The sequence below is a fragment of the Flavobacteriales bacterium genome, assembly GCA_016715895.1.
Lineage (GTDB): Bacteria > Bacteroidota > Bacteroidia > Flavobacteriales_F > PHOS-HE28 > PHOS-HE28.
Genome location: JADJXH010000004.1, coordinates 747784 through 772419, shown reverse-complemented (window position 1 = coordinate 772419; position 24636 = coordinate 747784). Strand labels below are relative to the sequence as shown.

The 24636-nt window shown below is 66.9% G+C and carries 20 protein-coding genes and 1 pseudogene; 6 read left to right on the top strand and 15 right to left on the bottom strand.

Annotated elements, in window-relative coordinates:
* Positions 1 to 10: 10 nt before the first annotated feature.
* Entirely contained in the window at positions 11 to 1771 is a 1761-nt protein-coding gene (locus IPM49_11890) for a hypothetical protein (protein MBK9275222.1), read from the top strand.
* A gap of 16 nt (positions 1772 to 1787) precedes the next feature.
* Here IPM49_11890 and IPM49_11885 read toward each other — a convergent pair whose 3' ends face one another.
* A complete protein-coding gene (locus tag IPM49_11885; protein ID MBK9275221.1) occupies positions 1788 to 4118 on the bottom strand; it encodes a T9SS type A sorting domain-containing protein in 2331 nt (776 codons plus the stop codon).
* Between the two features lie 235 nt (positions 4119 to 4353).
* A pseudogene (locus IPM49_11880) lies at positions 4354 to 5577 on the bottom strand (IS256 family transposase).
* Between the two features lie 240 nt (positions 5578 to 5817).
* Here IPM49_11880 and IPM49_11875 point away from each other — a divergent pair.
* From IPM49_11875 to ybeY, 3 genes are read left to right on the top strand one after another with little or no spacing between them, the layout of a single operon-like run.
* Complete coding sequence (locus tag IPM49_11875; protein MBK9275220.1) at positions 5818 to 9216, top strand: DUF4175 domain-containing protein; 3399 nt, start codon at positions 5818 to 5820, stop codon at positions 9214 to 9216.
* Between the two features lie 8 nt (positions 9217 to 9224).
* Entirely contained in the window at positions 9225 to 9662 is a 438-nt protein-coding gene (locus tag IPM49_11870) for an ATP-binding protein (protein MBK9275219.1), read from the top strand.
* The gene (ybeY, locus tag IPM49_11865; protein MBK9275218.1) at positions 9662 to 10087 is read left to right on the top strand and encodes an rRNA maturation RNase YbeY; all 426 of its coding nucleotides are present in this window, start codon (positions 9662 to 9664) and stop codon (positions 10085 to 10087) included. Before IPM49_11870 ends, ybeY begins: the two co-directional genes overlap by 1 nt.
* Before the next feature lie 9 nt (positions 10088 to 10096).
* Here ybeY and IPM49_11860 read toward each other — a convergent pair whose 3' ends face one another.
* The 5 genes from IPM49_11860 to xseA form a co-directional block, all read right to left on the bottom strand.
* The gene (locus IPM49_11860; protein ID MBK9275217.1) at positions 10097 to 11563 is read right to left on the bottom strand and encodes a vanadium-dependent haloperoxidase; all 1467 of its coding nucleotides are present in this window, start codon (positions 11561 to 11563) and stop codon (positions 10097 to 10099) included.
* A gap of 104 nt (positions 11564 to 11667) precedes the next feature.
* The gene (locus IPM49_11855) at positions 11668 to 12036 is read right to left on the bottom strand and encodes a hypothetical protein (GenBank protein ID MBK9275216.1); all 369 of its coding nucleotides are present in this window, start codon (positions 12034 to 12036) and stop codon (positions 11668 to 11670) included.
* A 92-nt stretch (positions 12037 to 12128) separates the two neighbouring features.
* Positions 12129 to 12524, bottom strand: a complete 396-nt coding sequence (locus IPM49_11850) for a hypothetical protein (GenBank protein MBK9275215.1) — start codon at positions 12522 to 12524, stop codon at positions 12129 to 12131.
* 21 nt (positions 12525 to 12545) lie between these two features.
* Positions 12546 to 12749 carry an exodeoxyribonuclease VII small subunit gene (gene xseB / locus IPM49_11845; GenBank protein ID MBK9275214.1) on the bottom strand — a complete coding sequence of 68 codons (204 nt, stop codon included), beginning with the start codon at positions 12747 to 12749 and terminating at the stop codon, positions 12546 to 12548.
* The gene (gene xseA, locus IPM49_11840; protein MBK9275213.1) at positions 12742 to 14070 is read right to left on the bottom strand and encodes an exodeoxyribonuclease VII large subunit; all 1329 of its coding nucleotides are present in this window, start codon (positions 14068 to 14070) and stop codon (positions 12742 to 12744) included. The genes xseB and xseA overlap by 8 nt, the downstream gene beginning before the upstream one ends.
* Before the next feature lie 139 nt (positions 14071 to 14209).
* Between xseA and IPM49_11835 the strand changes: the two genes are divergently transcribed.
* Positions 14210 to 14959 carry a sulfite exporter TauE/SafE family protein gene (locus IPM49_11835; protein ID MBK9275212.1) on the top strand — a complete coding sequence of 250 codons (750 nt, stop codon included), beginning with the start codon at positions 14210 to 14212 and terminating at the stop codon, positions 14957 to 14959.
* An 86-nt stretch (positions 14960 to 15045) separates the two neighbouring features.
* Here IPM49_11835 and IPM49_11830 read toward each other — a convergent pair whose 3' ends face one another.
* Together IPM49_11830 and IPM49_11825 are read right to left on the bottom strand one after the other, a co-directional pair.
* The gene (locus IPM49_11830; GenBank protein ID MBK9275211.1) at positions 15046 to 15858 is read right to left on the bottom strand and encodes a hypothetical protein; all 813 of its coding nucleotides are present in this window, start codon (positions 15856 to 15858) and stop codon (positions 15046 to 15048) included.
* Positions 15859 to 16161: 303 nt separating this feature from the next.
* A complete protein-coding gene (locus tag IPM49_11825; GenBank protein MBK9275210.1) occupies positions 16162 to 17703 on the bottom strand; it encodes an acyl-CoA carboxylase subunit beta in 1542 nt (513 codons plus the stop codon).
* 79 nt (positions 17704 to 17782) lie between these two features.
* On the opposite strand from IPM49_11825, the gene IPM49_11820 reads away from it, so the two are divergent.
* On the top strand, positions 17783 to 19699 hold the full coding sequence (locus IPM49_11820) for a HAMP domain-containing protein (GenBank protein MBK9275209.1): 1917 nt from the start codon (positions 17783 to 17785) through the stop codon (positions 19697 to 19699).
* Positions 19700 to 19704: 5 nt separating this feature from the next.
* Here IPM49_11820 and IPM49_11815 read toward each other — a convergent pair whose 3' ends face one another.
* From IPM49_11815 to IPM49_11790, 6 genes are all read right to left on the bottom strand, one after another.
* The gene (locus tag IPM49_11815) at positions 19705 to 20457 is read right to left on the bottom strand and encodes a YebC/PmpR family DNA-binding transcriptional regulator (GenBank protein MBK9275208.1); all 753 of its coding nucleotides are present in this window, start codon (positions 20455 to 20457) and stop codon (positions 19705 to 19707) included.
* Positions 20458 to 20585: 128 nt separating this feature from the next.
* Positions 20586 to 21581 carry a hypothetical protein gene (locus tag IPM49_11810; protein MBK9275207.1) on the bottom strand — a complete coding sequence of 332 codons (996 nt, stop codon included), beginning with the start codon at positions 21579 to 21581 and terminating at the stop codon, positions 20586 to 20588.
* A 138-nt stretch (positions 21582 to 21719) separates the two neighbouring features.
* Positions 21720 to 22088, bottom strand: coding sequence for a hypothetical protein (locus IPM49_11805; GenBank protein ID MBK9275206.1), 369 nt, complete (start codon positions 22086 to 22088; stop codon positions 21720 to 21722).
* A 168-nt stretch (positions 22089 to 22256) separates the two neighbouring features.
* Complete coding sequence (locus tag IPM49_11800) at positions 22257 to 22631, bottom strand: hypothetical protein (GenBank protein ID MBK9275205.1); 375 nt, start codon at positions 22629 to 22631, stop codon at positions 22257 to 22259.
* A 122-nt stretch (positions 22632 to 22753) separates the two neighbouring features.
* Positions 22754 to 24115 carry a hypothetical protein gene (locus tag IPM49_11795; protein ID MBK9275204.1) on the bottom strand — a complete coding sequence of 454 codons (1362 nt, stop codon included), beginning with the start codon at positions 24113 to 24115 and terminating at the stop codon, positions 22754 to 22756.
* A complete protein-coding gene (locus IPM49_11790; protein ID MBK9275203.1) occupies positions 24112 to 24597 on the bottom strand; it encodes an RNA polymerase sigma factor in 486 nt (161 codons plus the stop codon). The genes IPM49_11795 and IPM49_11790 overlap by 4 nt, the downstream gene beginning before the upstream one ends.
* Positions 24598 to 24636 lie beyond the last annotated feature (39 nt).

Sequence of the window (24636 nt, the reverse complement as noted above, 5' to 3'; positions counted from 1 at the left end):
CCCGCACCCCATGCTGCGCCTCATCGCCCCCGCGCTCCTGCTGTTCCTCGCCACCATCGCCCGCGGGCAATGCCCCGGCTGTGCGCCCGACAGCAGCTGCACGGTGAGCCCCGCCTATCCCACGCTGTGCCCGCTGCAGCCGCCCGACGCCACGGCCGGGGTGCCCTACCAGGCCGACCTCACCTTCTGGCTGCCGCCCTCCTTCACCGACCCCGGCACCGGCTTCACGGTGGACTTCGAGCAGATGACCATCACCGGCATCACCGGCGTGCCCTTCGGCCTGGCCATCGAGACCAGCGATCCGCTCGGGGTGTACTACCCGCAACAGGCCCAGTTCGGCTGCGCGCGCATCTGCGGCACCGCGCTCGGCGCAGGCACCTACGCCATCACCATCGACATCCTGGCGCAGGTGTCGTTGAACGGCATCCAGGTGAGCGTGCCCGAGAGCTTCGCGGTGCTGCTGAACGTGCTGCACGGCACGGGGGGCAACACCGGCTTCAGCTTCACCCCCAGCACCGGCTGCGCGCCCGTCACGGTGGCCTACACCGCGCTGATCGACGGCAGCCCGGACCCCACCACGCACAGCTGGGACTTCGGCGGTGGCCAGACCGCGACGGGCCCCACGCCGCCACCGGTGACCTACGACCAGCCCGGCACCTACACCACCACCCTCGCCACCACCATCGGCGGCTACACCCTGGACGCGGCGACGCTGGTGAGCGTGAACGAGAACTGGTGCGGTGATGTGGAGGAGCCCGACCTGCCCTTGGTGGGCTGCACGGGCAGCCCCGACCTGTACTTCGTGCTCACCGACGGCAACGGCCAGTCCGTGACCGGCAGCACCCAGGACGACACCGACAACGCCACCTGGACCGGTCTCGGCCTGCCGCTGAACGACGGCCCATACTCCATCGCCTTCTTCGACGAGGACCCGGTGAGCCAGGACGATGCGCTGGGCACCTACAACCTGCCGCTGAACGGCGCTGGCACCTATCCCTTCAGCATCGCCGGCGGCACGGTGGGCAGCCTGGTGGTCACCGAAAGCGTGCAGCAGGTGTTCCACGACACCGATGTGGTGGTGGTGTATGGCGTTCCGGACATGACGCTGAGCTACAGCGAGCTCACCCAGACGCTCTGCCTCACGGACACCACCCTCGTGAGCGTGGTGTGGTACCTGGACGGCGACACGCTGCCGGGATCGGGTCTGTGCATCCAGGCGCTGGGCGCCGGCAGCTACTGGGCCACGGGCGTGAACGGCTTCGGATGCGGCGGCACCAGCGACACCCTCGTGGTCTGCCCGGTGATCGCCATCACCTACGACGCCGGTGTGCTCTTCACGGACAACGGCTTCAGCACCTACGCCTGGACCTACAACGGCACGGTACTCCCCAATGCGGACGGTGCCTTCGTGTTCAGCCAGGGTGATGGGCTCTACACCGTGACGGCGACCACCGTGGACGGCTGCACCCTGGAGGCCACGTACGAGCTGGTCACCGTGGGCGTTGCGGAGGTGGCCGATGGTGCGCGCCTGCGGGTCTTCCCCGTGCCCAGCGATGGCCGCTTCACCCTGTTGACCACAGGATTGAGCCGCGGGCGCGGCCTCCTGCGCCTGCTCGACCTGGGCGGCCGCACGACGCGCCAACTGCCGGTGGAGCTTGCACCCGGCGAGGCGGTCGACCTGGACCTGCGCGGCACCCCGGCGGGCAGCTACCTGCTGGAGGTGAGCGATGCGGCCGGGGTGCGCGCCGTGCAGCGCGTGGTGCTGCGGTGAACGGTCCGCTTAGGCGTCAGTGGGCCACCAGCAGTGTGGCGGAGACAATTCGGCCCGGGCCGACCATGCGCACGTGGTAGGTGCCCGCTGCGAGGTCACGCGTGGAGAGCTCGTGTCGTGCACCCTGCATCTGCTCATGCAGAAGCACGCGGCCCGTGAGATCGAGCAGCTGCACCATGCTTCCGGCAACTGATCGGTCGAACTCCAGGGTCACCCAGTCCTCCGCCGGATTGGGGTATATGACGACCTGAGCCGCTTCAGGCCCAACCACGGACTGTCCGCCGCCCTGCGAGGCCGCACAGCCCAGGGTGCCGGCGTACCAGGTGCGCACCGCCTCGGCACGCACCAGGAGACTGTCCACGCTGGCGGACGGGCCTCCTCCACTTGCCCGCGCATGCACATATGCCAGGTCCAGGCACACTCCCTCCCCGGCATCCAGGGTGAAAGGCCCAATGGTAGCCACGCTCCGTCGATCACCAGGCGGGTTGCCTGCACTGGCTTCGGTCCACGACCCTCCAGGGTACTCCAAATGGCTGGGGTAGCCCAACTGCGTGAACGGCTGCCCGATGTCCAGCCCGTAGAACATGTCCTCCATTGTGGGAGCAGGCAAGAGCGCGGAGTTTGTCAACGCCCGATGCGCGCTGAGCGAGGCGTTCAACAACACGACCCCTTGGGCGGGCGGGTCCGTACCGTAGCCCGGTCCGCTCACGCTGCTCTCATCGAGCGCATCCCCGTTGTAGACATATGCGATGCTCCGCAACGAGTCGCACCCCACATGATCATCCTCAAAGTGGCCGAGGTCGAAGTCGGTAAACACCCCCATGCGGACATCTTCGTAGTCGGTTGCACCGCGGTTCACGAAGGTCACCGAGGCCATGGTGCTGTTGCTGAGCACGGGGTCGTTCGGTGCATCATAGGCATAATGCATCACATGCAGATCCACTGGGATAAGCGGATGAATGTTGTTGATCGCCTGCTCCGCATGCAGTATACTGTACACCGCTTGTGTACCAGGGAATGCGGGATGTTCGCCGTTCTGTGGTTCGTAGATACCATCGGCATCCAGGTCGGCAAACGGCGCCAGTTGTGCCGGTTCCCCATTCCCCACTTCGCCATTGCCTGGCCAAGTGGCGATGGCATGCGGAATGATGTAGCCGGGATCGTTCCAGTGCTGGAAGTGGTCCATGATCATCTGTATATCCACCTTCCACACTTGATGGTACTTCGCCAAGAATGACTCGTCCATCACCGTAGCATACGGTCCGGCCTGGGGTGCGACCACAGCATCGAACCTAGGTGCCGCCACCTGGAATATCCCTTGTTCCCGCCCGCAAATCCACGGCGACGAAGAAAACACGGCGTGGGTCCCGCTCCCTTGGGGAACTTCGTACTGAGGCGCCCCATCGCGGTTGAAGAAATTGGTTGACGGGGTGATCATGGCCTTCACTTCATTCACATCTAAATAGGCTTCGTCCACCCCCTCCGCCAACTCGGCCACCAAGCGCGATGTGGCGTACGACCGGCCTTCCAATCCGCCGAGCAGGTTCCGTCCACCAAAAGCCAGCGCCGCCCGCAGGTTGCTGAAGCGGATCCGAAAGGCCTGTTGATCCCGCACCCAGAACGCTTCCTGAATACCGGCCAATAGAAATCCCTCTGCGGGATGCGCGCAGACCGCGTTCAAAAGAGTAGCACCGGGCAACGAGACGGTCGGCTCACTGAATGAAACGCCGTCCCAGATGGTCCACAAGGGCAGAACGAGCGTTCCAGCCATGTCGCTCGTGAATCCGCCGGCCACCACCAGTCCTGCATTGGTGGAAAGCAGACCGCGCGCCGCGCCGTTGAGCCCACCACCCACTTCCTGCCAAGCGGACCCATCCCAACGTACCAGTCGCCGGAAAGGGATGCTGTTCGCATCCTGTACGAAGCCACCCGCCGCGTAGAGTTCACCGCCATGGGACGCCAGTGCGCTCACATCCGCATCGAAGGCCTGACCCAGAGTCTGCCAGGTGCCGCCCACCAAGCGATACACCTGGTGCCCACTGGTGGCTGCTACTAGGTCGCCTCCATGCTGACATAAGGCCACGACCGTACTGTTGAGCCCGCCGCCGAGCGACTGCCAGGTCGCACCATCCCATCGCGCCACATGGCCTAGGCTGGCATCGTTCCCGGCCGCCACAAGCTCACCGTTGAAGATCTGCAGTGCACGCACATGCTGGGATGGGCCGGTGAACGCACCAACATAATTGTGGTGGTTCTGACCATCCCAACCCTGTAGGTTGTTACGGACATTCCCAAGGAAACTGCTGAATCCCCCACCCACGACAAGCCGTCCGTTATGGATGACCATGTCGCTAATGCCCAAGGTGCCCACCATGTCCTGACCGTAGGGGAGCAACCGTTGTGCATGCGCCGGGCACGCCAATGCGGCGAACACAAGTAAGAGGAGCGAGGAGGGGCTGCACTTCATCACATCGGGGTCTGTTAGATAAAGTGTGTCATCATCGTTATTGCTGATGATGTTGATGTTGTTGGGTTTTGAACGAGGGGGTCCGGGGGAGACTCAGAACCTGTTGATCGGTGTTGATCGCCTGTGGATCGAAGCGTGGGCCGAAGAGCAGGCGTAGCTCGGCGGCTATCTCCCTCCAAGCGAAGATGGGCTTGGCGGCCATTTTCTCCACGATGCGCTGCTGGGCCAGATAGAGCAGCTTGAGCAGGGCCATGTCGTTGTCGAAGACGCGCTTGGTCTTGGTGTACTTGCGCAGCTGAGCGTGGAAGCCCTCGATGGGATTGGTGGTGTAGATGAGCCGCCGGATGCGCTCGCTGTAGCGGTACTGGCTGGCCAGCAGCGGCCAGTTGGTGTGCCAGGAGCTCACCGCCTGCGGGTAGCGTTCCCCCCATTTGTCGCTGAAGACCTCCAGGGCATGCAGCGCTTGCTGCTCACCAGGGGCCCGGTAGATGGCCCGCATGTCCTTGACCACCTCCTTGTAGTGCTTGTAGCTGATGTACTTCAGGGTATTGCGCACCTGGTGCACGATGCAGAGCTGGATATCGCTCTGTGGGTACACCAAGGAGATCGCGTCGGAGAAGCCGCTCAGGTTGTCGATGCATGCGATCAGCATGTCCTCCACGCCGCGTTGGCGCAGGTCGCCCAGCACGCCCAGCCAGAACTTGGCCCCTTCGCTCTGCCCCACGTACAGGCCCAGCAGGTCCTTGTGGCCATCGGGGCCAACGCCCAAGGCGGTGTATACGGCCTTGTTCACCACGCGCCCTTCCTGCTTCACCTTGAAGTGGATGGCATCGAGCCACACGATCGCGTAGCGCGCCTCCAAGGGCCGCTGCCGCCAGGTCTGTACATCGGCGATCACCTGGTCGGTCACCGCGCTGATCGTGGCCTCGCTCACCTCGATGCCGTACAGGTCCCGCACATGGTCGCTTATGTCGCGCTGGCTCATCCCAAGCCCGTAGAGCTTGATGATCTTCATGTCCAGCTCGGCGTTCAGCACGCGCTCGCGCTTGGGCAGCAGCACCGGGTCGAAGGTTCCCTCACGGTCGCGCGGCGTGGCGATCTCCACCTCTCCGTGGGCGGTCTTCACCCGCTTGCGCCCATGTCCGTTGCGCCGGTTACCTCCAGGCGGCTCCTCGGCCAGGTGAGCGCTCAGCTCGCCCCGTAGCGAGGCCTCCATCAGTCGCTTCACCAGCGGGGTCAGCACCCCATCGCTGCCGCTCAAGGGCTTGCCCAGTAGCAATTGCTTCATGGCCTCCTTCTCGAAGGCTTCGTAATCGAACTTGTCCGTCTTGTCCTCCATGGGTCAGGTGTTGAAGTTCGCAATCCGGCCTGACACACTTTACTGAACAGTCTCTCACATCGGGGAATTTCGGACCTGAACCTAGCTTGATCTTGGGCCACAGTGGGGCTAGGATCCAGTCATGATATACCGGTCCGCCCCGCCTTCGATCCTTTTAACACCCTGCGGTGTACCGATGGCGGTCCGCGCCCCCTGCCCACTCCCCTACCTTTACACCATGGCGCTCCTGCGCCACTGCCGATGGCCTCCGACCACGACCTGCTGATCGCCAAGCTCGACGCGTTCACGCGCAAGTACTACAAGGACCAACTGCTGCGCGGGGCCTTGTACAGCGTGGGCCTGCTGGTGCTGGCCTATCTGCTGGCCGCCGGTCTGGAATACGTGGGCCGCTTCGGCACCGGGGTGCGCACCGTCCTCTTCTACGGCTACCTGCTGGCCGCCACGGCCGTGCTGGCGCGCTTCGTCGCCTGGCCCCTGGTGAAGCTCTTCCGCCTGGGACCGGTGATCAGCCACGCCGAGGCCGCCCGCATCATCGGCGCCCACTTCGGCGAGGTGAAGGACAAGCTGCTGAACACCCTGCAGCTGAAGGACCAGGCCGCGCATGACCCCCGCCACCGCGACCTCATCGAGGCCAGCATCGCCCAGCGCAGCCGCGAACTGGGGCCCATCCCCTTCGCCAACGCCATCGACCTGCGCCGCAACACGCGCTATCTCCGCTTCGCCCTGCCCCCGTTGATGGTGCTGCTGCTGCTCCTCGTGGCCGCCCCCTCCTTCATCACCGGGCCCACACAACGCCTCATCCGCCACGGCAGCACCTTCGCCCCCGAAGCGCCGTTCCGCTTCGTGGTGCGCAACCCCGCCCTCGAGGTGCCCGAGCAGCAGGACTTCGAACTGGAGGTGGCCGTGGAGGGCGCCGTGCTGCCCCAGCAGGTGGACGTGCTGGTCGACGGCCGCGCCATCCCGCTGGTGAAGGACGGTGTGGGCCGCTTCCGCCACCGGTTCCGCAACGTGGGCAGCGACACGCCGTTCCAGCTCACCGCCGAAGGCTTCACCAGCGACGACTTCATGCTCACGGTGGTCCCCGATCCCGCTGTGCTTGACGTGGTGCTCACCGTGGAGCCGCCGGCCTACCTGGGTCTGCCCAGGGAGGCACTGCGCACCGCCGGCGATGCCACCGTGCCGGCCGGCAGCCGCCTCACCTGGAGCATCGGCACGCGCAGCGCCCAGCAGCTCGACATGGCCTTCGCCGACAGCACCTACCGCCTGAGCCCCACCGGTGACGACCGCTTCGCCGCCAGCCGCCGCGTGCTGCAGCCCCTCACCTACCGCATGCTCCCGCGCCACGGCGAGCGCGGCCCCGCCAACGCCCCCGACCACCGCATCGAGGTGGTGCCCGACCTGCACCCCACCATCGCCGTGGAGGAGCGCGTGGACAGCGCCGCCCTCAAGCGCCGCTACTTCCGCGGCACCATCGGCGACGACCACGGCTTCACCCGCCTGCAGTTCGCCTACCGCTTCATCACCGGCGGCGACAGCGTGCCCGCCGACCGGCGTGAAGGGGTGCAGGACCTCTCCGTGGACCGCCGCCAGGTGAGGCAGGAGTTCCTGCACGCCTGGGACCTGATCGACCTGCCCCTGCAGCCCGGCGACAAGGTGGAGTACTGGTTCGAGGTGTGGGACAACGACGGGGTGAACGGCGCCAAGCGCACCCGCAGCGCCACGCTGGTCTTCGAAGCGCCCACCCTGGAGGCCCTGGCCCAGCAGCGCGCCGAACAGAGCGAGGCCATCGCCCAGGACCTCAAGCAGGGCATCAAGGAGGCCCAGGACCTGCAGCGCGAACTGGAGCGCATGCGCCGCGACCTGCTCGACAAGAAGCAACCCGACTGGCAGGACCAGCAGCGCATGCAGAAACTGCTCGACCGGCAGAAGCAGTTGGAGCGCAACATCGAACGCTCCACCGAACAACTGCGCCAGCAGCAACAGCAGCAGCAGGAGTTCCGGCAGGTGGACGAGCGCGTGCTGGAGAAGCAACAGCGCCTGCAGGAGCTCTTCGAGGACGTGCTGAGCGAGGAGATGAAGGAGCTCTACCGCCAGATGCAGGAGATGCTCGACAAGCTGGACAAGGAGAAGCTGCTGGACAAGATGGACGAGATGAAGATGAGCCAGGAGGACATCGAGAAGGAGCTCGACCGCAGCCTGGAGCTCTTCAAGCAGATGGAGGTGGAGCAACGCGCCGAGGACATCGCCGAGCAGCTGGAGAAGCTGGCGGACGAGCAGGAGAAGCTGGCCGAGGACACCAAGGCCGGCGACCAGCCCCAGGACGAACTTCAGCAGCGGCAGGACTCGCTCAACAAGGCCTTCGAGGACATCCGCGAGCAGGTGGATGAACTGGAGAAGAAGAACCAGGAACTGGAGAAACCGCTGGACCTGCCGGACACCGCACCCTCCGAGGAGCAGATCCAGCAACAGCAGCAGCAGAGCAGCGAGCAGCTGGAAAAGAAGCAGAACCAGAAGGCCGGCCAGAGCCAGCAGAACGCCGCCGACCAGATGAAGCAGATGGCCTTCCAGATGAAGAGCGGCATGCAGAGCGGCCAGCAGCAGCAACAGGAGGAGGACATGGACGCGCTGCGTCAGCTGCTGGAGAACATCGTGGAGCTGAGCTTCGACCAGGAGCGGGTGATGGACGGGTTGAAGGCCACCGGCGTACGCGACCCGCGCTTCCTGGAACTGGGCCGCGAGCAGCGCGAACTGCGCGGCAGCGCCAAGGTGATCGAGGACAGCCTCTTCGCCCTCAGCAAGCGCGTGCCCCAGATCCAGGGCACCGTGAACCGGGAGATGAACGCGGTGAACGGCCACATGGACCAGGCCCTGGAGCATGTGGGCGAGGCCCGCGCCAACGAGCGCCACAAGCCGATGGCCGCCGACGACCAGCAGCGCGCCATGACCGCCCTGAACAACCTGGCCCTGCTGCTGGACGAGGCCCTCCAGCAGATGCAGCAGCAGATGCAGAGCCAGATGCCCGGCAACGGCCAGTGCAACAAACCCGGCGGCACCGGCAGCGGCCAAGGCAAGAAGCCCAGCATGGCCAAGATGAAGGCCCAGCAGGAGGCCATGCAGAAACAGCTGGACGCCATGCGCAAGGCCATGGAGGAGGGGAAGAAGAAGGGTGAGAAACCCGGTCAGCAGAACCCCGGCGGCAAGATGCCCGGCATGAGCCAGCAGCTCGCCCAGCTCGCCGCCCAGCAGGCCGCCATCCGCAAGGAGATGCAGCGCATGGCCCAGGAGCTCAACAAGGACGGCAGCGGCGCCGGCAACGGCCTCAACAAGCTCGCCGAACAGATGGAGCGACAGGAGAAGGACATCGTCAACAAGAACATCACCCCCGAGACCCTGCGCCGCCAGCAGGACATCATGACCCGCCTGCTGGAGGCCGAGAAGGCCGAGCGCGAACGGGAGCTCGACCAGAAGCGCACCAGCAACGAAGGCCGCGACCGTCCCGCCGAGGATCCCGCGCGCTTCTTCGACTACCAGCAGCGCAAGGCCCGCGAAGCGGAGCTGCTCCGCACCGTGCCCGCCGGCCTCAAGCCGTACTACCGCGACCGCGTGAACGACTATTTCGGTACTTTTGACACACCCTGAACCACGCGATGACGGCGCTGACCGAGGATGTGCAGTTCACCGAGCGGATCGACTTCCCCAGCCGGGCGGAGAACATCGCCCTGGTGGAGAAGATGATCGATGATGTGTGCGGGCGGCTCAATGTCCACGAGTCGCACTATGGCAACATCCTCATCGCCCTCACCGAGGCGGTGAACAACGCCATCCACCACGGCAACCGGCAGGACCCCGCCAGGCAGGTCACCGTGGGCTACCACGTGGACGGCGACCGCGTGGTCTTCGTGGTGAAGGACCAGGGCGCGGGCTTCGACCACGACCACCTGCCCGACCCCACCGACCCGGAGAACATCGAGAAGCCCCACGGACGCGGCGTTTTCCTGATGCGCGCGCTGGCGGACGAGATCGCCTTCAGCGACAACGGCGCCACGGTGGCCATGGCCTTCAGCACCGCCGCGGTGAAGGAGTGATGGCCCCCCCGGTCACCTTCCTCGTCCAGGACGTCCCCGACCCCTTCCGCGACCGCACGCGTCTGCGCCACTGGTTGCAGCGCGTGGCCGCCGACCATGGCAGCCGCATCGACCGGGTCTGCTTCGTGGCCATGGGCGACAAAGCCCTGCTGGCTTACAACCGCACCTACCTTCAGCACGACGACTACACGGACGTCATCACCTTCCCGGTGGAGAGCAGCAACGGGGCCAGCGGCGATGTGCTCCTCAGCACCGACCGCATCCGTGAGAACGCTGCGGCGTTCGGGGTAAGCGCCCGGCACGAACTGCACCGCGTGATGGTGCACGGCCTGCTGCACCTGCTGGGCCACACCGACCGCACCAAGGCGCAGAAGGCCGCCATGCGCGCCCTGGAGGACAAGTACCTCGCCTGGCTGGACCGCTGAGGCTACCGATCAGACCTCAGGCTTGGCGCGGCCCTCGATGTGGGCCTTGCACTTCGCGTAGGCCACCTCGGCCACGCGGCGGCCCAGCTCCAAGCCCTCCACGTTGTCGAATTGGATGTGGTAGCCGCCCAGCACGCGACTGAAACCGGCCTGCTCGGCGGTGCTGCTGAAGGTGGGGAAGTCCAGGGTGATGCTGTCCTGGGTGATGCCCGGTTCGGTGAGCCAGCCGGGTAGCAGGCGCACCTGCACCCCGTAGCGGTCGCTGCCGGTGAACAGCTCCAGCGCCTTGCTGCAACCACCGCTCACCGTGCTGTGGCCGCTGGGATAGGCCGGGAAGGGCGGGCACAGGAAGTAATCCGGGGAATAGGGGCGCCAGTCGCGGCCCTTCATCTTCACCATGCCCTTGTGCGGACCGCCCCAGCCCACGATGTCCTCGTCGCCCAACAAGGCGTGCACCTGTTGATACGGCCGGCTGTTGTCGTAGAACATCTTGGCGTCCCAGCAGGCGATGAAGCAATCCATCGCCGTGGTGGCCACCACGAAGTACATCTTCACGTCCTGGTCCAGGTCGTGCTGGTCGCGGATGCTGACATCGCGGGCGAAGATGAGCCAGTGGCCCGCCTGCTGCACACTGCGGGGGCCGTCGCGCATGAACTCCACGAGCGCCTTCTGCTCGTTGGTGAGCGCGGCCTGCAGGGCCACCACCTCGCGCACCTGGGCCTCCAGCAGGCTGTCGCCCATCACCGGCGGGGCGGGCGGCCGGAACTGGCCGGCGCTGTCCAGCGCGAAGGGACGGACATGACCCCAGTGGGGCGACAGGCAACCCGGTGCCCAGCGCTTGCCTTCCAGGGAGAAATACTTGGGCTGCCAGCGGTTGATGTCGTTCATCTTGTCCGGCGGGTTCACCGGGGTGTAGTGCGTGTAGTCGCCGTAGATGGTGTCGGCACGGGCATCGGTGCCGAACATGTTGCTGCCGTCGTCCTTGCGGGCCTCGATCACGCTGCGGGCGGCCAGGTTGCCGATGCCCTGTGGCGTGGCGGGGTCCAGGCTGCGGTCGTCGGGGTCGTAGCCGAACTCCTTCAAACGCCCCAGGAAGAGGGCGCTGTCCGCCGGATACACCACGCAGAGGGTGCGGCACACCGCGTAGCTGATGGCCTTCTCCTTGTTGGTCACCGTGCGCTCCGCGGCCGGTCGGCGGTCGGCCTTCAGGTGCACGGGCTCGGCCACGCTGTCGTACCGGCTCCAGGCGTCGAACTGCGCGATCATCGGCAGGGCCACCATGCGGCTGTTCACCGGCGGGCGCGGCTTGTTGTGCTCCGTATCGTTGGCCGTGCCCTCCAGCACCACGCCACCCAAGCGATAGGCCATGTTGTCGCGCCCCAGCGGGCCGCGGTCGGGCGGGGCGGTGGTCTCGGCCCTTGGCGTGCCAGCACAGGCGGCGAACAGGATCACTAACGCGGGAAGAAGCGTGCGCATGGGCGTTCGATGGTCCAGCAACCTAGGCGGATCGGGGCGAAGCGCCCCTGATTTCGTGCGGATCGGGAGGGTGGATGTGTGAACCGAGCGGATGGCTTGGTGGGTCAGGTGTGCGCCTGCACCACCCCCTCCACCCTCACCTCCTCCTCCCGGTTCCAGTTGTACACCGCCGGTTGGCGCTGTCCACGGGCGAAGACCACTGCGTTGTGCACGTCGGTGAAGAGCCGGCAGCTGGTGAAGCGCACGCGCCCGTCCGCACCGCGCACTCCGGTCACCACGCCGTCGTGCTCCAGGGCATGGCGCAGCACGGCCGCAAGGTCGGTGCCCTCCTCGCGGCCGCTCTCGGGGGCGTAGGGCGCCACCACACCGGTGGTGACGTAGCTGTGGCCGCGCACATCGTAGGCGAAGCGGGCTTTGCGGGCGGCCAGGGCCTTCAGGCGGTCGAGCAGCAGAACGGTGGAGCGGTCGGTCATGGAAGCGCGGCGAAGGTCCAGCGAGCCTTGGCTGCAGCGCGGGCACGGACCCGGGGAAGATCAACAGGGCGCTGTGGGCGGCACGCCTTCGATCACCAGCCCAGCCAGGCCCGTCCCTCGTCCTCCGTCAGGAACACCTCCGATGGAAAGGGTGGCGGGAAGTAGGCCAGGTACATCCGGGTGAACGTGGCGTTGCGCTCGTTCCGCGCCACCCAGGCCACCGCCAACGTATGTGGCTGCGGCACCTGCCGGAAGTGGTCGGTGCTGATCATGTCCATGTCGAAATCCACATGATCGGGCAGCAAGATGAGCGCCTTGTGCGGGCCGCTGGCCTCTCCGAGCCGTTGGCGCGCCTGCATCATCTCCTGGATGCCGGCCACCGTGAACGTGTGTCCGGGCTTGAAATGCACCTCCACCCGGTCGGCGGCCGTGCATCGGACCGTGGCCAGTTCGGTGTCCTCTTCCCGGGGAGTGAACGCGACGGACATGCGGCGAAGGTAGAAGGCCCCTCAGCCGTCGCCGAGCTTCTTCACGATGCGCTCCACCTCCTCCTCGGTGGCCCGCAGCAGCGTGTTGCAGAAGGCCACCAGCTCCACGGCGCGCTTCACCTTGGCGGTGAGCTCGTCCACCCCGATGCGGTCCTCCTGCAGGTCCTGCATGATGCGCTCCAATTCGGCGTACGCCGTGTCGTAGGTGAGCCGCTTGTCAGCCATCGTGTTCCACGGAGGTGATGGTGCTCCGGGTGTGTCCGTGCGCAAAGGTCGTCACCACCTCGTCGCCGGGCCGCAGGGCGCTGGCATCGTTCACCGCGGCGCCGTGCAGGCGGGTGATGCTGAAGCCGCGTTCCAGGAGCTTCTCCGGACGCAGCAGGCCGATGGCGTCCTCCATGCCGCGCAGGTGCGTGGCCAGCAGGTGCAGACCCTGCTGGGCCGAGCGGACGACGGTGGCCTGGGCCTCCTCCAGGCGCGGGCGTTCCACCTGCCGCAGGCGGCGCAGGGGGGCGATGCGCAGGTCCTGGGTGGCACTGTCCACCCGGCGCCGCTCGCGCATGACCCGTGCGCCGGCCGCATGGGCCAGCTGGCCCTGTCGGGCGAACAGCAGCGTTCGATGTTCCGCGAAGGAGCTCTGCACATGATGCCGCAGGCTGGTCATCCGCTCCAGCAGGACCCGCTCGAACGCATGCGCGTGGTCCACCAGATGGTCGGCCACATCGGTGGGGGTCTTGAAGGCGCGCCCGGCCAGGTGGTCCAGCACGGTGGTGTCCACGTCGTGCCCGATGCCGGTGAGCACCGGCACGGGCAGGCGCGCCACGGCCCGCGCCAGGACCAGGTCGTTGTAGGCCTCCAGGTCCAGCTTGCTGCCGCCGCCGCGCACCAGCACCACCGCATCGAAGCGCGCGGGGTCGATGCGCGCCACGGCACGGCCCAGCTCGTAGGCCGCGTTGTCGCCCTGCACGGCCGAGGCGAACACCTGCACGTGGAAACGGAAGCCATGCTCGTTCCCGGTCAGGTGGCGGGTGAAGTCGGCATGGGCCGCAGAGCCCACCGAGGTCACCAGGGCGATGCGCTGCATCACGCGCGGCACCGGCACGGTGCGGTTCAGGTCCAGCAGGCCCTCCTTCCGGAGGGTGGCCAGCGTTTCCTGCTTGCGGCGCTCCAGCGCGCCCAGGTTGAAGGCCGGGTCCACCGCCTCGATCACCAGGCTGAGGCCGAAGACCAGGTGGTAGGTGGCGCGGGCCTCGAAGAGGATCTCCACCCCTTCCTTCAGGATCGCGTCGGCCTCGGCCCCCAGCCCTTCGCGGATGCGTGCCAGCGCGTCCTGCCAGATCACGGCCCGCATCACGGCCACGCGGACACCGGCGCGGTGTTCGGCCAGTTCCAGGTAGGCGTGCCGGTTCACCTTCAGGCCGGCCACCTCGGCCCGCACCCAGAAGCTGCGCCCTCCGGCCGCCGCCTCGATCTGCCGCTGCACGGCACGGGCCAGCTGCCCCAGCGCGTACACGGTGCGGGGCTCGGTGGTGGCGGAGGGGAGCATGGCGCCTTCGAAGGTATCCCACGGATGCCGGGGAGGGATGGGTACACGTACCGGCCCGTGGACCATGCGATGCCAAGGAGCGGATCGCCCGAACGCATCCCGCCGTCCTCCGTAAGTTCGACCGGTGTCCGCAACGCTTCTGCTGCCCCTGGTGGCCCTGGCGGCCTCGCTCCTCACCTTCGTGAGCGGCTTCGGCCTGGGCACGATGCTGCTGCCGGCCTTCGCGCTCTTCCTGCCCCTGCCACAGGCCGTGGCCCTCACCGCGGTGGTCCATCTGCTGAACAACGCCTTCAAGTTCGCGCTGTTGCGCACCCATGTGCACCGGCCCACCCTGCTGGCCTTCGGTCTGCCGGCCATCGCCGGCGCCTTCCTGGGGGCCTGGATGCTGGGTAGGCTTGGCGGCTTGGAACCGCTGTACCATGGCACCCGCCACGCGGTGGGGCCCCTGCAGGTCACCATCGCCCTGCTGATGGCGCTCTTCGCCCTGCTGGAGCTATCGCCTGCGCTCAAGAGCCTGCGCTTCGATGCGCGCTGGCGCACCGTGGGCGGGCTGGTCAGTGGCCTCTTCGGCGGGCTCAGCGGCCACCAGGGCGCCCTGCGCAGCATGTTCCTGGTGCATGGCGGCCTCAGCAAGGAAGGCTACGTGGCCACCGGCACGGCCATCGGGCTGCTGGTGGACCTGGCGCGCATCCCGGTGTACCTCACGGCGCTGGACATCGCGGCGCTGGGCATGCATGCGGGCCTGCTTGCGGTGTGCGTGCTGGCCGCCTTCGCCGGCGCGTGGTGGGGGCGCAAGCTGCTGCCCTCCCTCACCTACCGCGGGGTGCAGCTCGCCGTGGCGGTGCTGCTGCTGGGCATCGCGGCGGGCTTGCTGGCGGGGGTGATCTGAGGGCGGCCGGCCCAAAAGCCGGCCGTGGCGACGAGCACCAGGTGGCGGGTGCCTCCCGCACTGAGAGGCCCAGGGCACGCCGTTCGTCAGAACATATAGCACACCCCGGCAAGGAGGGATAACCCAGTGTAGTACTGAGGCAGTTTATCGATCACTTCACCGTCCAAGATGAAGTCCAGGTCGACATCATCCAGCTCAACTTCGCTGGTGCTATCTCTGGTACCGCTTAAGCTGAAGGGGTTCTTCTTCTTGGCAGCCGTATTCCGACCATCACCGTCATGGCCATAGAACTCCACTCGCGTATCATGCCTGACGGTGATGAACAGGTTCGCACTGGCGTGTACCGCCCAATGTCGGCCGAACGACTTGTCGATGCCGATCGCAGGAACGATACCCACATACCGGTCCCGGTAGTTCATCCGCAAATAGTCGTCGTAGATCTGCTGGTCGCCGATCAAGAAATAGACCGAGTTGTTCTCGACGTCACCGAGCTTAAGCCGGCCACCGCCATAGGTCAATCGCGCGCTGGCGCGGACGTCCCAGCTCTTCCAACGGAACGGCGTGATGCCGATGCCCACGAACGGTGCGTGGGTGTTGAACTTGCCGAAGAAGCCCTCGACGCCCAATTGAAGGAAGAACCGGTTCAGTTTGCCTTCCGCATAGAACTGGTAGGCCATCACGGTCTTGACCGTAGGTACTTTGATCACTTGCCGCAAGCTATCCCGGCTTGGTGACTGGTCGATGTACCGCACCTCCACATCGCCGCCACCTCCTGGGAGGAATCGTGGACCGAGGCTGAGGCCTAGTCGGAAACCCTTGTTCCGTGCGAAGAAACCCTTGAGCCCCTTGCCATTCGACTCCGCGATATCCTGCGCATGGCACACAGTGGTGAGTGCCATCAACAGGATAAGTGGCCATGTTCTCATGATCAAGCCTTTATTGCAGGTCAAGAATAGACGATCCGCAACAATGTACCAAAGCAACGGAATAGGCAAGGCTCACCGAATTTGACCAAGGGGATCTATGGAGATCCGCCGATCTTAACAGCCGATGTCCGTTCGATCGCCGCCCCCCCCTCGCCGGCGCGTGGTGGGGGCGCAAGCTGCTGCCCTCCCTCACCTACCGCGGGGTGCAGCTCGCCGTGGCGGTGCTGCTGCTGGCCATCGCGGCGGGCTTGCTGGCGGGGGTGATCTGAAGGCGGGCTAGAGCGGGATGTTCCCGTGCTTTTTGCGCGGCAGCTTGTCCACCTTGTTGCGCAGCATCCGCAGGGCGTGCATCACCTTGATGCGTGTCTCGCTGGGGCGGATCACCTCGTCCACGTAGCCGCGTGCGGCCGCCTCGTACGGATTGGCGAACTGCTCCTTGTACTCGGCCTCCTTCTCCTGCCACCTGGCCTGCGGATCGGCCGCCTTCGCGATCTCGTTCTTGAAGATGATCTCGGCGGCGCCCTTGGCCCCCATCACCGCGATCTCCGCACTGGGCCAGGCGTAGTTCATGTCGCAGCCGATGTGCTTGCTGTTCATCACGTCGTAGGCGCCGCCGTAGGCCTTGCGCGTGATGACGGTGATGCGGGGCACGGTGGCCTCGCTGAAGGCGTACAGCAGCTTGGCGCCGTGGTCGATGATGCCACGCCATTCCTGGTCGGTGCCGGGCAGGAAGCCGGGCACGTCCACGAAGACCAGCAGCGGGATGTTGAAGGCGTCGCAGAAGCGCACGAAGCGCGCGGCCTTGATGCTGGCGTCGATGTCCAGCACCCCGGCGAGCACGGCCGGCTGGTTGGCCACACAGCCCACGGTGCGGCCCTCCACACGGGCGAAGCCGATCACCATGTTGCGGGCGAAGTCGGCGTGCACCTCCATGCTGCTGTCGGGATCGATCACCGCGTTCATCACCTGCCGGATGTCGTACGGCTGGTTGGGGTTGGCGGGGATGATGGTGTCGAGCTCGGGCCGACGTTCGTCGCCGGCGGTGTAGGGGAGCGCGGGCGGTTCCTCCTCGCAATTGCCGGGGATGAAGGACACCAGGCGGCGCAGGGCCTGCAGCGCCTCCAGCTCGTTGGACGCGGTGAAGTGCGCCACCCCGCTCTTGCTGGCGTGCGTGGCGGCGCCGCCCAGCTCCTCGGCGGTCACCGTCTCATGCGTCACGGTCTTCACCACGTTGGGCCCGGTGACGAACATGTAGCTGGTGCCCTCCACCATCATCACGAAGTCGGTGAGCGCCGGGCTGTACACCGCACCGCCGGCGCAGGGGCCCATGATGGCGCTGATCTGCGGCACCACCCCGCTGCTGCGCACGTTGCGGTAGAAGATGTCCGCGTAGCCGCCGAGGCTCACCACCCCCTCCTGGATGCGCGCACCCCCGCTGTCGTTGAGGCCGATGACCGGTGCCCCGTTCTGCATGGCCAGGTCCATGATGCGGCAGATCTTCTCGGCGTGCGCCTCGGCCAGCGAGCCGCCCAGGACGGTGAAGTCCTGGCTGAACACGTACACCAGGCGGCCATCGATGGTGCCGTAACCGGTGACCACCCCATCGCCCAGGAACACCTGACGGTCCAGCCCGAAGTTGGTGCTGCGGTGGGTCACCAGTTGGCCGATCTCCTGGAAGCTGCCCTCGTCCAGCAACATGTCCACCCGCTCGCGGGCGGTGAGCTTGCCCTTCTTGTGCTGGGCGGCGATGCGGTCGGCACCACCCCCTTGCAGGGCCTGTTCGGTGCGGTCGGCGAGGGTCTTGAAGGCGTCGTTCATCGGGGGCGGGGCTGCGAAGGGCGGCCAAGTTAACGGGCGGTGCCGTGGCCCGGCCCGGCCCTTCGCGTACTTTGCGGGCATGGCGCTGCGCTTCGCGGACCTGCCGGTGCGCACCAAGCTGCTCATCACCCTGGCCATCCCCATGGTGGGGTTGGTGCTGCTGATCGGCAAGCAGGTGGACGGCAGCCTCAAGCGGCGCGATGTGCTGCGCTACATCAACCTGCAGACCCGGAACATCGGCCGCCTGAGCGGACTGCTGCATGAGCTCCAGGAGGAGAACGCCGCCACGCTGGCCTACCTCTCCGGCGTGCAGGACAACCAGGCCCGGCTCTCCCTGCAGTACGTGCGCACCAATGCCGCGGCCGATGCCCTCAACGACCCCGAGCTGGTGCTGGGCCAGGACATCGAGGGGGCCTCGGTGCTCGCCGGCCTCGGCCTGCTGCGCCAGCGGGCCCAGGAGCGCCGCATCGGCAGCAGCGATGTGGACATGGCCTACCGCGCCATGCGCGCCACGCTGCTCAACGACCTGAGCCGGGTGGCCAAGCTGGCCCTGGACCCCGAGACCAAGGACCGCCTGTACTCGCACCTCAGCCTGCTCAACGCCATCGATGCCCTGGCCGGCGTGCGCACCACGCTGGACCAGGGCTTCACCAGGGGCTGGCTGCCGGTGGCCGAGCTGGGCGAGCTCAGCGATGCCATGGCCCGGTACGCCACCAACCTCTACCTGTTCGAACGCGACGCGCCCGGCGAGGTGCTGGCGGCCTACCAGCAGGAGTTCCAGGGGCCTGAGGTGAACTTCGTGCGCACCATCATGGGCACCGTGCAGGAGAAGCGGGCCCTGGAGGGGCTCAACGTGGACCCCGCCGAGTGGCGCCTCAGCAGCGACCGCACCCTCGCCCTGCTCAATGGGCTGGCCGACCGGTCCATCGACCGCATCGTGGAATCCACCGACGCCAACCGGCGTGATGCCGAACAGCGGCTGCTCCTCGTGCTGGTGGCCCTTGTGGGCGTGCTTTCCGCGGTGATCTTCATGGCCTGGGTGATCCTGCGCGGCATGCGCCGCACCGTGAGCGAGGTGACGCACGCCGCCGGCGCCCTCGCCGAGGGCGATATCCGCGTGAAGGTGCCGGTGACCAGCAATGACGAGTTCGGCAACATGGCCCGCAGCTTCAACCGCATGATCGAGAACGTGCGCGCCCTGAGCGCCAGCGCCGAGGCCATCGGCAAGGGCAACTACGACACCCCCGTGCCCGTGCGCGGCGCCGGGGACGTGCTGGGCATGGCCCTCAGCCGGATGAAGGAGAACCTGCGCGCCGCCCGCGACCTGGACGCCGAGCAGAAGAAGGCCCTCGAGGAGGAGAAGACCAAGCTCCAGCAGGCCAACGCCCGCATCAACGTGCTCATCAAGGAGATCCACCACCGGGTGAAGAACAACCTGCAGGTGGTGGCCAGCCTGCTGCGCCTGCAGCGGGCCACGGTGGACGATGAGCGGCTCCAGCATGTGTTCGACCAGAGCCAGAGCCGCGTGGCCTCCATGGCCCTCATCCACGAGAAGCTCTACCGCGGCGATGAACTGGTGCACCTGGACCTGGCCCTGTACATCCAGGAGCTCTTCGCCGAACTGGTGCAGTTGAACAACGTGCGCGACACCATCCGCTACAGCGCGGAGGTGGACCCCGGCATCACCTTCGACCTCACCACCATGGTACCCCTGGGACTGGTGCTCAACGAGCTCATCACCAACTCCTTCAAGCACGCCTTCAAGGACCGGCCCTCCGGGCGCATCACCCTCACGGTGAAGCGCGTGGATGAGCAGGCCTTCGACCTCATCTACGCGGACGACGGGGTGGGCATCCCCCCGCACAAGATCAGCAGCGACGGCACCACCCTGGGGGTGAGCCTGATCGAGAGCCTGGTGGAACAGATGAACGGGCTGCTCACCGTGGAGAGCGGAGCCGAAGGCACCCGCTACCACATCCGCTTCCGGCCGCGCTAGATCGATCAGCCCTGGGCCAGCTCGGCCTCCACCTCCTCGGTGAGCTCCATGTTGTGGAAGACGGCGTTGACGTCGTCGTCCTCCTCCAGCATGTCGATCAGCCGCATCACGTTGCGCGCCGTGGTCAGGTCGGCCGGGATGGTGGTCAGGGGATACCGCTTCAGTTCGGCGCTCTTGCTCTCCACCCCCAGCTGGTCCAGCTTCTGCTGCATGGCCCCGAAGCCCTGGAAGGGCACGAGCACCACGAAGCCCTCCTCGTCACGCATCACATCGTCGGCGCCGGCATCGATCAGCTCCATCTCGAACTCATCGGCATCGCGGCCCTTCAGCGCGGCGGTCTCGATGACGAACTCCCCCTTGCGGTCGAACACATGGGCCAGCGAGCCGTTGGTGCCCAGGTTGCTGTCGCACTTGGTGAAGTAGCTGCGCACGTTGCCCACCGTGCGGTTCACGTTGTTGGTGCTGGCGTCCACGAACACGGCCACGCCACCGGGCGCGTAGCCCTCGTAGGTGACCTCCACGTAGTCGGCCTCGCCGCCACCGGCCGCCTTCTTGATGGCGCGCTCGATGTTGTCCTTGGGCATGTTGGCCCCGCGCGCGTTCTGGATGGCCATGCGCAGGCGCATGTTGGCCTCGGGGCTCGGTCCGCCGGCCTTCACGGCCATGCTGATCTCCTTGCCGATGCGGGTGAAGAGCTTGCTGAGCTTCGCGTTGCGGGCGAAGATCTTGTGCTTGCGTTTTTCGAAGATGCGGCCCATGGCTGCGCGGGTTCGTTCGGTGGGCCGCGAAAATACGCAGGCCGCGCGGGACGATCGCCCGCACGGCCCGCACGGACCGGTGTGCCCTTCGGCGTTTCCCCTTGTTGCGCCCGCGGGCCCTCCGTCCGTCAGTTGAAGCCCACCAGCGCGATGCCGGCGTTCACCGGGATCAGCTCCGGACCCCTGCCTTCCTGGAACAGCGGGGTGAGCGCGTACTCGGCGAAGAGGTTGAGGCCGCCCCAGCCCACCTGGGCCCGCGCCGCCAGCCGGTAGTTCAGCAGGTTGAAGCTGCCCTTGCTGCGCTCCTTCTCCATCTCGCCGTCCTGCCGGTACTTCACCTTGTACATGGTGTCGAAGTACCAGCTGCCCACCACCCCGAAGGCGAAGTGGAAGTTGTTCTTCCGCGAGAAGCCGCTGTTCTTCCAGGCGCCGCCGCGCAGCTCCTCCTCGGTGGGCAGCGGCGACCGTTTGGTGTTGAACTCGAACATCAGCGGCACGCGCAGGCCGATCTGGCGCAGCTTGTTCTTGCGCAGGTCGGGCTCCACCACGGTCTGCGCGAACACCGAGTCGCGGTCGTAGGCCAGCCGCACATTGTTGCTGAGCCGGTAGTTCACGAACTCCAGGCCCAGCCCGGTGAAGAGCCCCGCGTGATGGCTGCCGAACTCCACCTTGTACTCGGCCACATTGAGGGCGAAGAACCGCGAATTGGCATCCTCCAGCTGCATGAAACGCGCCTTCTCCGGCAGGTCGAAGCCGCCGTCGGGGCTCATGAAGTTGTTGAGCCCGATCTCCACCCCGGTCCAGTAGGTGAAGGCGTTACGGCGCTCGCGGCGCAGCTCGCGCAGGCGCTCGGCGGCGGCCGTGCCGGTGGTGTCCATCGCCTTGTTCTCCGTCAGGATGGTGATGATCTTCCGCTTGGTCTGGAAGGTGATCGTGTCCGGCTTGTCCTCGGTGTCCGTGTCGTCCTTGCCCTTCACCTGGGCGTAGGGTCCGCGTTTGGCGTCCACTCCCAGCTCCAGGGTGTTGCGGCGCGTGGCCGTGCTGTCGTCCTGGGCTTGGGCGGTCGCGGACAGGCCGGCAAAGGCGGCCAGCAGGAGGGTGGTGTGGATGATCGTGGTGCGCATGGTCTTCTCGTTTTCGGTGCGGGGCCGAGGCCGCCGCTCGTTCGTAGGACGGGCGCACCTCACGCGAGTTACAGGCCGCTGTGAAAAAAGGAGGCGCCCCTCCCGGGGCGCCCCTTTCCAACCTACCTACCAATTCGTTCAGGCCTTCTCCGGACGGAAGACGAAGTGCACGCGCGTGGTGCGCCAGATGCCATCGGGGTTGTCGCCGACATCCACCTTGGCCAGCTTGCTGAGCACGTACTGCCGCAACGGCTCGTTGGCGGACCAGCATTCCAGCACCTCCAGCCGGCCCTCGCTGTTCACCACGAAGCTTACGGTGACCTCGCCGGTCATGTCGTGCTTGCGCTCCAGCAGCGGGAACACCACATGGCGGTTGAGGGCGCGTTCCACGGCCAGCTCCAGCTTGTCCGCCCCAGTGGTGCGGGCGGGCTCGGCGGCGCGCAGAACAGGGCCGGTGGAGAACAGGGTCAGTACGATCAGGGCGGTGCGGATCATGAGCGTGCGCATGGCTGTGGGGCGTTGGTGTTGGTAGGCGTTGGACGGCGGGGGCGGGGGCCTTGTTACCCGATCGGTACGGGCGGCGTTGGGCGCGTGATGAACGGTGGACCCTTGGGGGGCGCCGGAAATGAGCACGGGCGGCCGCATGGCCGCCCGTGCTCATCGTTCGTCGATGCTTCAGGCCCGCTCCGGACGGAAGACGAAGCGTACCCGGCTGGTCTTCCAGATGCCATCGGGGTTCTCGCCCACGTCCACCTTGGCGAGCTTCTCCAGCACATACTGGCGCAGCGCTTCGTTGGCGGACACGCACTCCAGCACCTCCAGGCGGCCTTCGCGGTCCACCACGAAGCTCACGGTGACCTCGCCGGTCATGTCGTGCGTGCGCTCCAGGACGGGGAACACCACGTGGCGGTTCAGCTGGCGCTCCACGGCACGCTCCAGGGAGGTGGCGTGGTCCACGCTGGTGCGCAGGGGCTCGGCGGCACGGGCATACCCGTAGGTGAACACGGTGGCGAGCAGCAGAAGGCTCTTCTTGAGGATGGCGGCGTTCATGGCGGTCGGTGTTGGTGGTCTGTGCTCATGGGACGGCGCCGGACGGCCTGCTGTTACAGCCGTACGGGGGTCTTGTGATGAGCGGAAGCGGCGCCGGGATGAGCGGCATCCTGCACGGCCGGTCAGCGGCCGCGGCTGGCGGTGAAGGCCAGGCCATTGCCCAGCCGCAGGTCGAGGCGGGTGAGGCGCCGACCGGTGCGCTGCACGTCCAGGCCGGCCTGTGCGCCCCCCAGCCGCTTGAGGCCTTTGTCCACGGCGGCCACGGCGTCCGCTTCGTCGAGCGGTCGCGCGTCCGGGTCGCGCTGCTCGAGCACCTCGCCCCGTACGCGCTGCGCCAGCAACCCGGCCAGCGTGGGCGGGGCCTGAGCGCCGCCCGCAGTGGTCGCCAGCAGTTCCTCCGGTGCGGGCGTGAGCGGCGCGGGCACCACCGGCTTCACGGATACCGGAGCAGGCGTGGCGGCCGGGGGCAGCATCGGGCGGGCGGGCTCCACGCGCGCCAGCAGCGTCAGGTCCCGTGCAGGGGCGGGCTGTGGGTGATCGTTCGGGCGGTCGTGCCCGGTGGACCGGGCCGTTCCGTCGGCGTTCGTCGCTCCTTCGGAACGTGACACGCCGGTCGTGGAGGAGGCGGGACGTTCGATCGGTGGAACAGCTTCCTGCAGTTCGACCGAGGGGATGGCCTCCTGCGCGCGCTGCAGCTGTGTGGGTGCCGGGGTCGAGGGCCGTTCGGCCATTTGCACGTCCGTGGGCTGTGGGCCTCGGGTGAGGGCCCAGATGCCAAGCCCCAGCAGCAGGGCCACGCTGGCGGCGGCGGCAAGCTTCCGCAGGGACGCGCCGCCGAAGAGCGGCACCACCCGGCCTTCCCGCCTGTACAACCCGGCGCGACCGGGATAGGTCACCGCACCGGGGCGGATCCGGGTGGCGGCCACCAGACGGCGCTCACGCTCCGCCTCGGGGTGCGCCGCCAGGTACGCCTCCAGCGCCTTGCGCTCTTGCGCGCCAAGCTCCCCTTCCACCTCGGCGATCAGGAAGTCGGTCAGCCGGTGGCGGTCCACCGTGCCGGTGGGCGGAAAGCTGCGCCGCAGGTCCGAACGGCCGGGCAGGGATGCCAGGCCCGGAGCGATCCGCGCCAGGGCCATCAGCCGCGCGTCGTTGCGCGCTTCAGGATGTTGTTGCAGATAGGCCTCCAGGGCACGGTGCTGCTCGCCGGTCAGGTCGCCCTCCACCAAGGCCACCAGGAAGTCCTGAAGTGTGGCCGCCGTGGGCAGGCCCTGCGGGGGAAGGGTGCGCCGCAGGGCGTCCTTGTCCGGGAAGTGCGGCGCATCGGCCTCCAGCTTCGGCCACTCCACGCCCATCCGCTCCGCCTCCGCCGCCAGATCGGGGTGGACGCGCAGGAACTCGTCCAGCTCCCGCAGTTGCGCGGGGCTGAGCGCGCCCTCCAGGCGGTCCAGCAGCCAGGCTTCGTATGTCGTGCGGTCCAGCTTCACAGTACAAGCTCGAGGTTGCCGATGTAGTCCTTCAGGGCGGTGCGTCCGCGGTAGATGTACACCTTCACCTGCGTGAGGTTCAGCCCGGTGAGCTCCGCGATCTCCTCGTAGCTGTAGCCCTCCAGGTCGCGCAGCAGCACCACGCTCCGCTGCACCTGCGGCAGCTGCGCGAGACCGGCCTCCAGCACACGCTGCAGATCGGGCTGCGACTGGCTGCTCCATTGCAGGTCCTCGTGGTGATCCTCCATGCGCGTGCTGCGGCTTCCCTTGCGCACCTCGTCCACCATGATGTGGTGTGCCGTGGTGAACAGGTAGCTCTTGGCCTTGGCGGCCTCCACCTCCTCCACCTTCACCCACAACCGCGCGAACGATTCCTGCACCACGTCCTTGGCGAGGTCCGCATCGCGCAGGTGCTTGAGCGCAAAGCGATAGATGCCGTCCGAATGGGCGTCCACAGCGGTGTTGTAGTCGGCTACGGTCATGGAGGCAGGGGGTCCTCGCTGTTCGTGGGACGGTGGTGC

What these genes read in the sequence shown, in the direction of transcription:
- IPM49_11870 (MBK9275219.1), top strand. Translation starts at nt 9,225, where the DNA reads ATGACGGCGCTGACCGAGGATGTGCAGTTCACCGAGCGGATCGACTTC.
- xseB (MBK9275214.1), bottom strand. Translation starts at nt 12,749, where the DNA reads ATGGCTGACAAGCGGCTCACCTACGACACGGCGTACGCCGAATTGGAG.
- xseA (MBK9275213.1), bottom strand. Translation starts at nt 14,070, where the DNA reads ATGCTCCCCTCCGCCACCACCGAGCCCCGCACCGTGTACGCGCTGGGG.
- IPM49_11810 (MBK9275207.1), bottom strand. Translation starts at nt 21,581, where the DNA reads ATGCGCACCACGATCATCCACACCACCCTCCTGCTGGCCGCCTTTGCC.
- IPM49_11825 (MBK9275210.1), bottom strand. Translation starts at nt 17,703, where the DNA reads ATGAACGACGCCTTCAAGACCCTCGCCGACCGCACCGAACAGGCCCTG.
- IPM49_11860 (MBK9275217.1), bottom strand. Translation starts at nt 11,563, where the DNA reads ATGCGCACGCTTCTTCCCGCGTTAGTGATCCTGTTCGCCGCCTGTGCT.
- ybeY (MBK9275218.1), top strand. Translation starts at nt 9,662, where the DNA reads ATGGCCCCCCCGGTCACCTTCCTCGTCCAGGACGTCCCCGACCCCTTC.
- IPM49_11850 (MBK9275215.1), bottom strand. Translation starts at nt 12,524, where the DNA reads ATGTCCGTCGCGTTCACTCCCCGGGAAGAGGACACCGAACTGGCCACG.
- IPM49_11885 (MBK9275221.1), bottom strand. Translation starts at nt 4,118, where the DNA reads ATGGTCATCCATAACGGACGGCTTGTCGTGGGTGGGGGATTCAGCAGT.
- IPM49_11820 (MBK9275209.1), top strand. Translation starts at nt 17,783, where the DNA reads ATGGCGCTGCGCTTCGCGGACCTGCCGGTGCGCACCAAGCTGCTCATC.
- IPM49_11800 (MBK9275205.1), bottom strand. Translation starts at nt 22,631, where the DNA reads ATGAACGCCGCCATCCTCAAGAAGAGCCTTCTGCTGCTCGCCACCGTG.
- IPM49_11890 (MBK9275222.1), top strand. Translation starts at nt 11, where the DNA reads ATGCTGCGCCTCATCGCCCCCGCGCTCCTGCTGTTCCTCGCCACCATC.
- IPM49_11790 (MBK9275203.1), bottom strand. Translation starts at nt 24,597, where the DNA reads ATGACCGTAGCCGACTACAACACCGCTGTGGACGCCCATTCGGACGGC.
- IPM49_11815 (MBK9275208.1), bottom strand. Translation starts at nt 20,457, where the DNA reads ATGGGCCGCATCTTCGAAAAACGCAAGCACAAGATCTTCGCCCGCAAC.
- IPM49_11830 (MBK9275211.1), bottom strand. Translation starts at nt 15,858, where the DNA reads ATGGCACTCACCACTGTGTGCCATGCGCAGGATATCGCGGAGTCGAAT.
- IPM49_11855 (MBK9275216.1), bottom strand. Translation starts at nt 12,036, where the DNA reads ATGACCGACCGCTCCACCGTTCTGCTGCTCGACCGCCTGAAGGCCCTG.
- IPM49_11805 (MBK9275206.1), bottom strand. Translation starts at nt 22,088, where the DNA reads ATGCGCACGCTCATGATCCGCACCGCCCTGATCGTACTGACCCTGTTC.
- IPM49_11875 (MBK9275220.1), top strand. Translation starts at nt 5,818, where the DNA reads ATGGCCTCCGACCACGACCTGCTGATCGCCAAGCTCGACGCGTTCACG.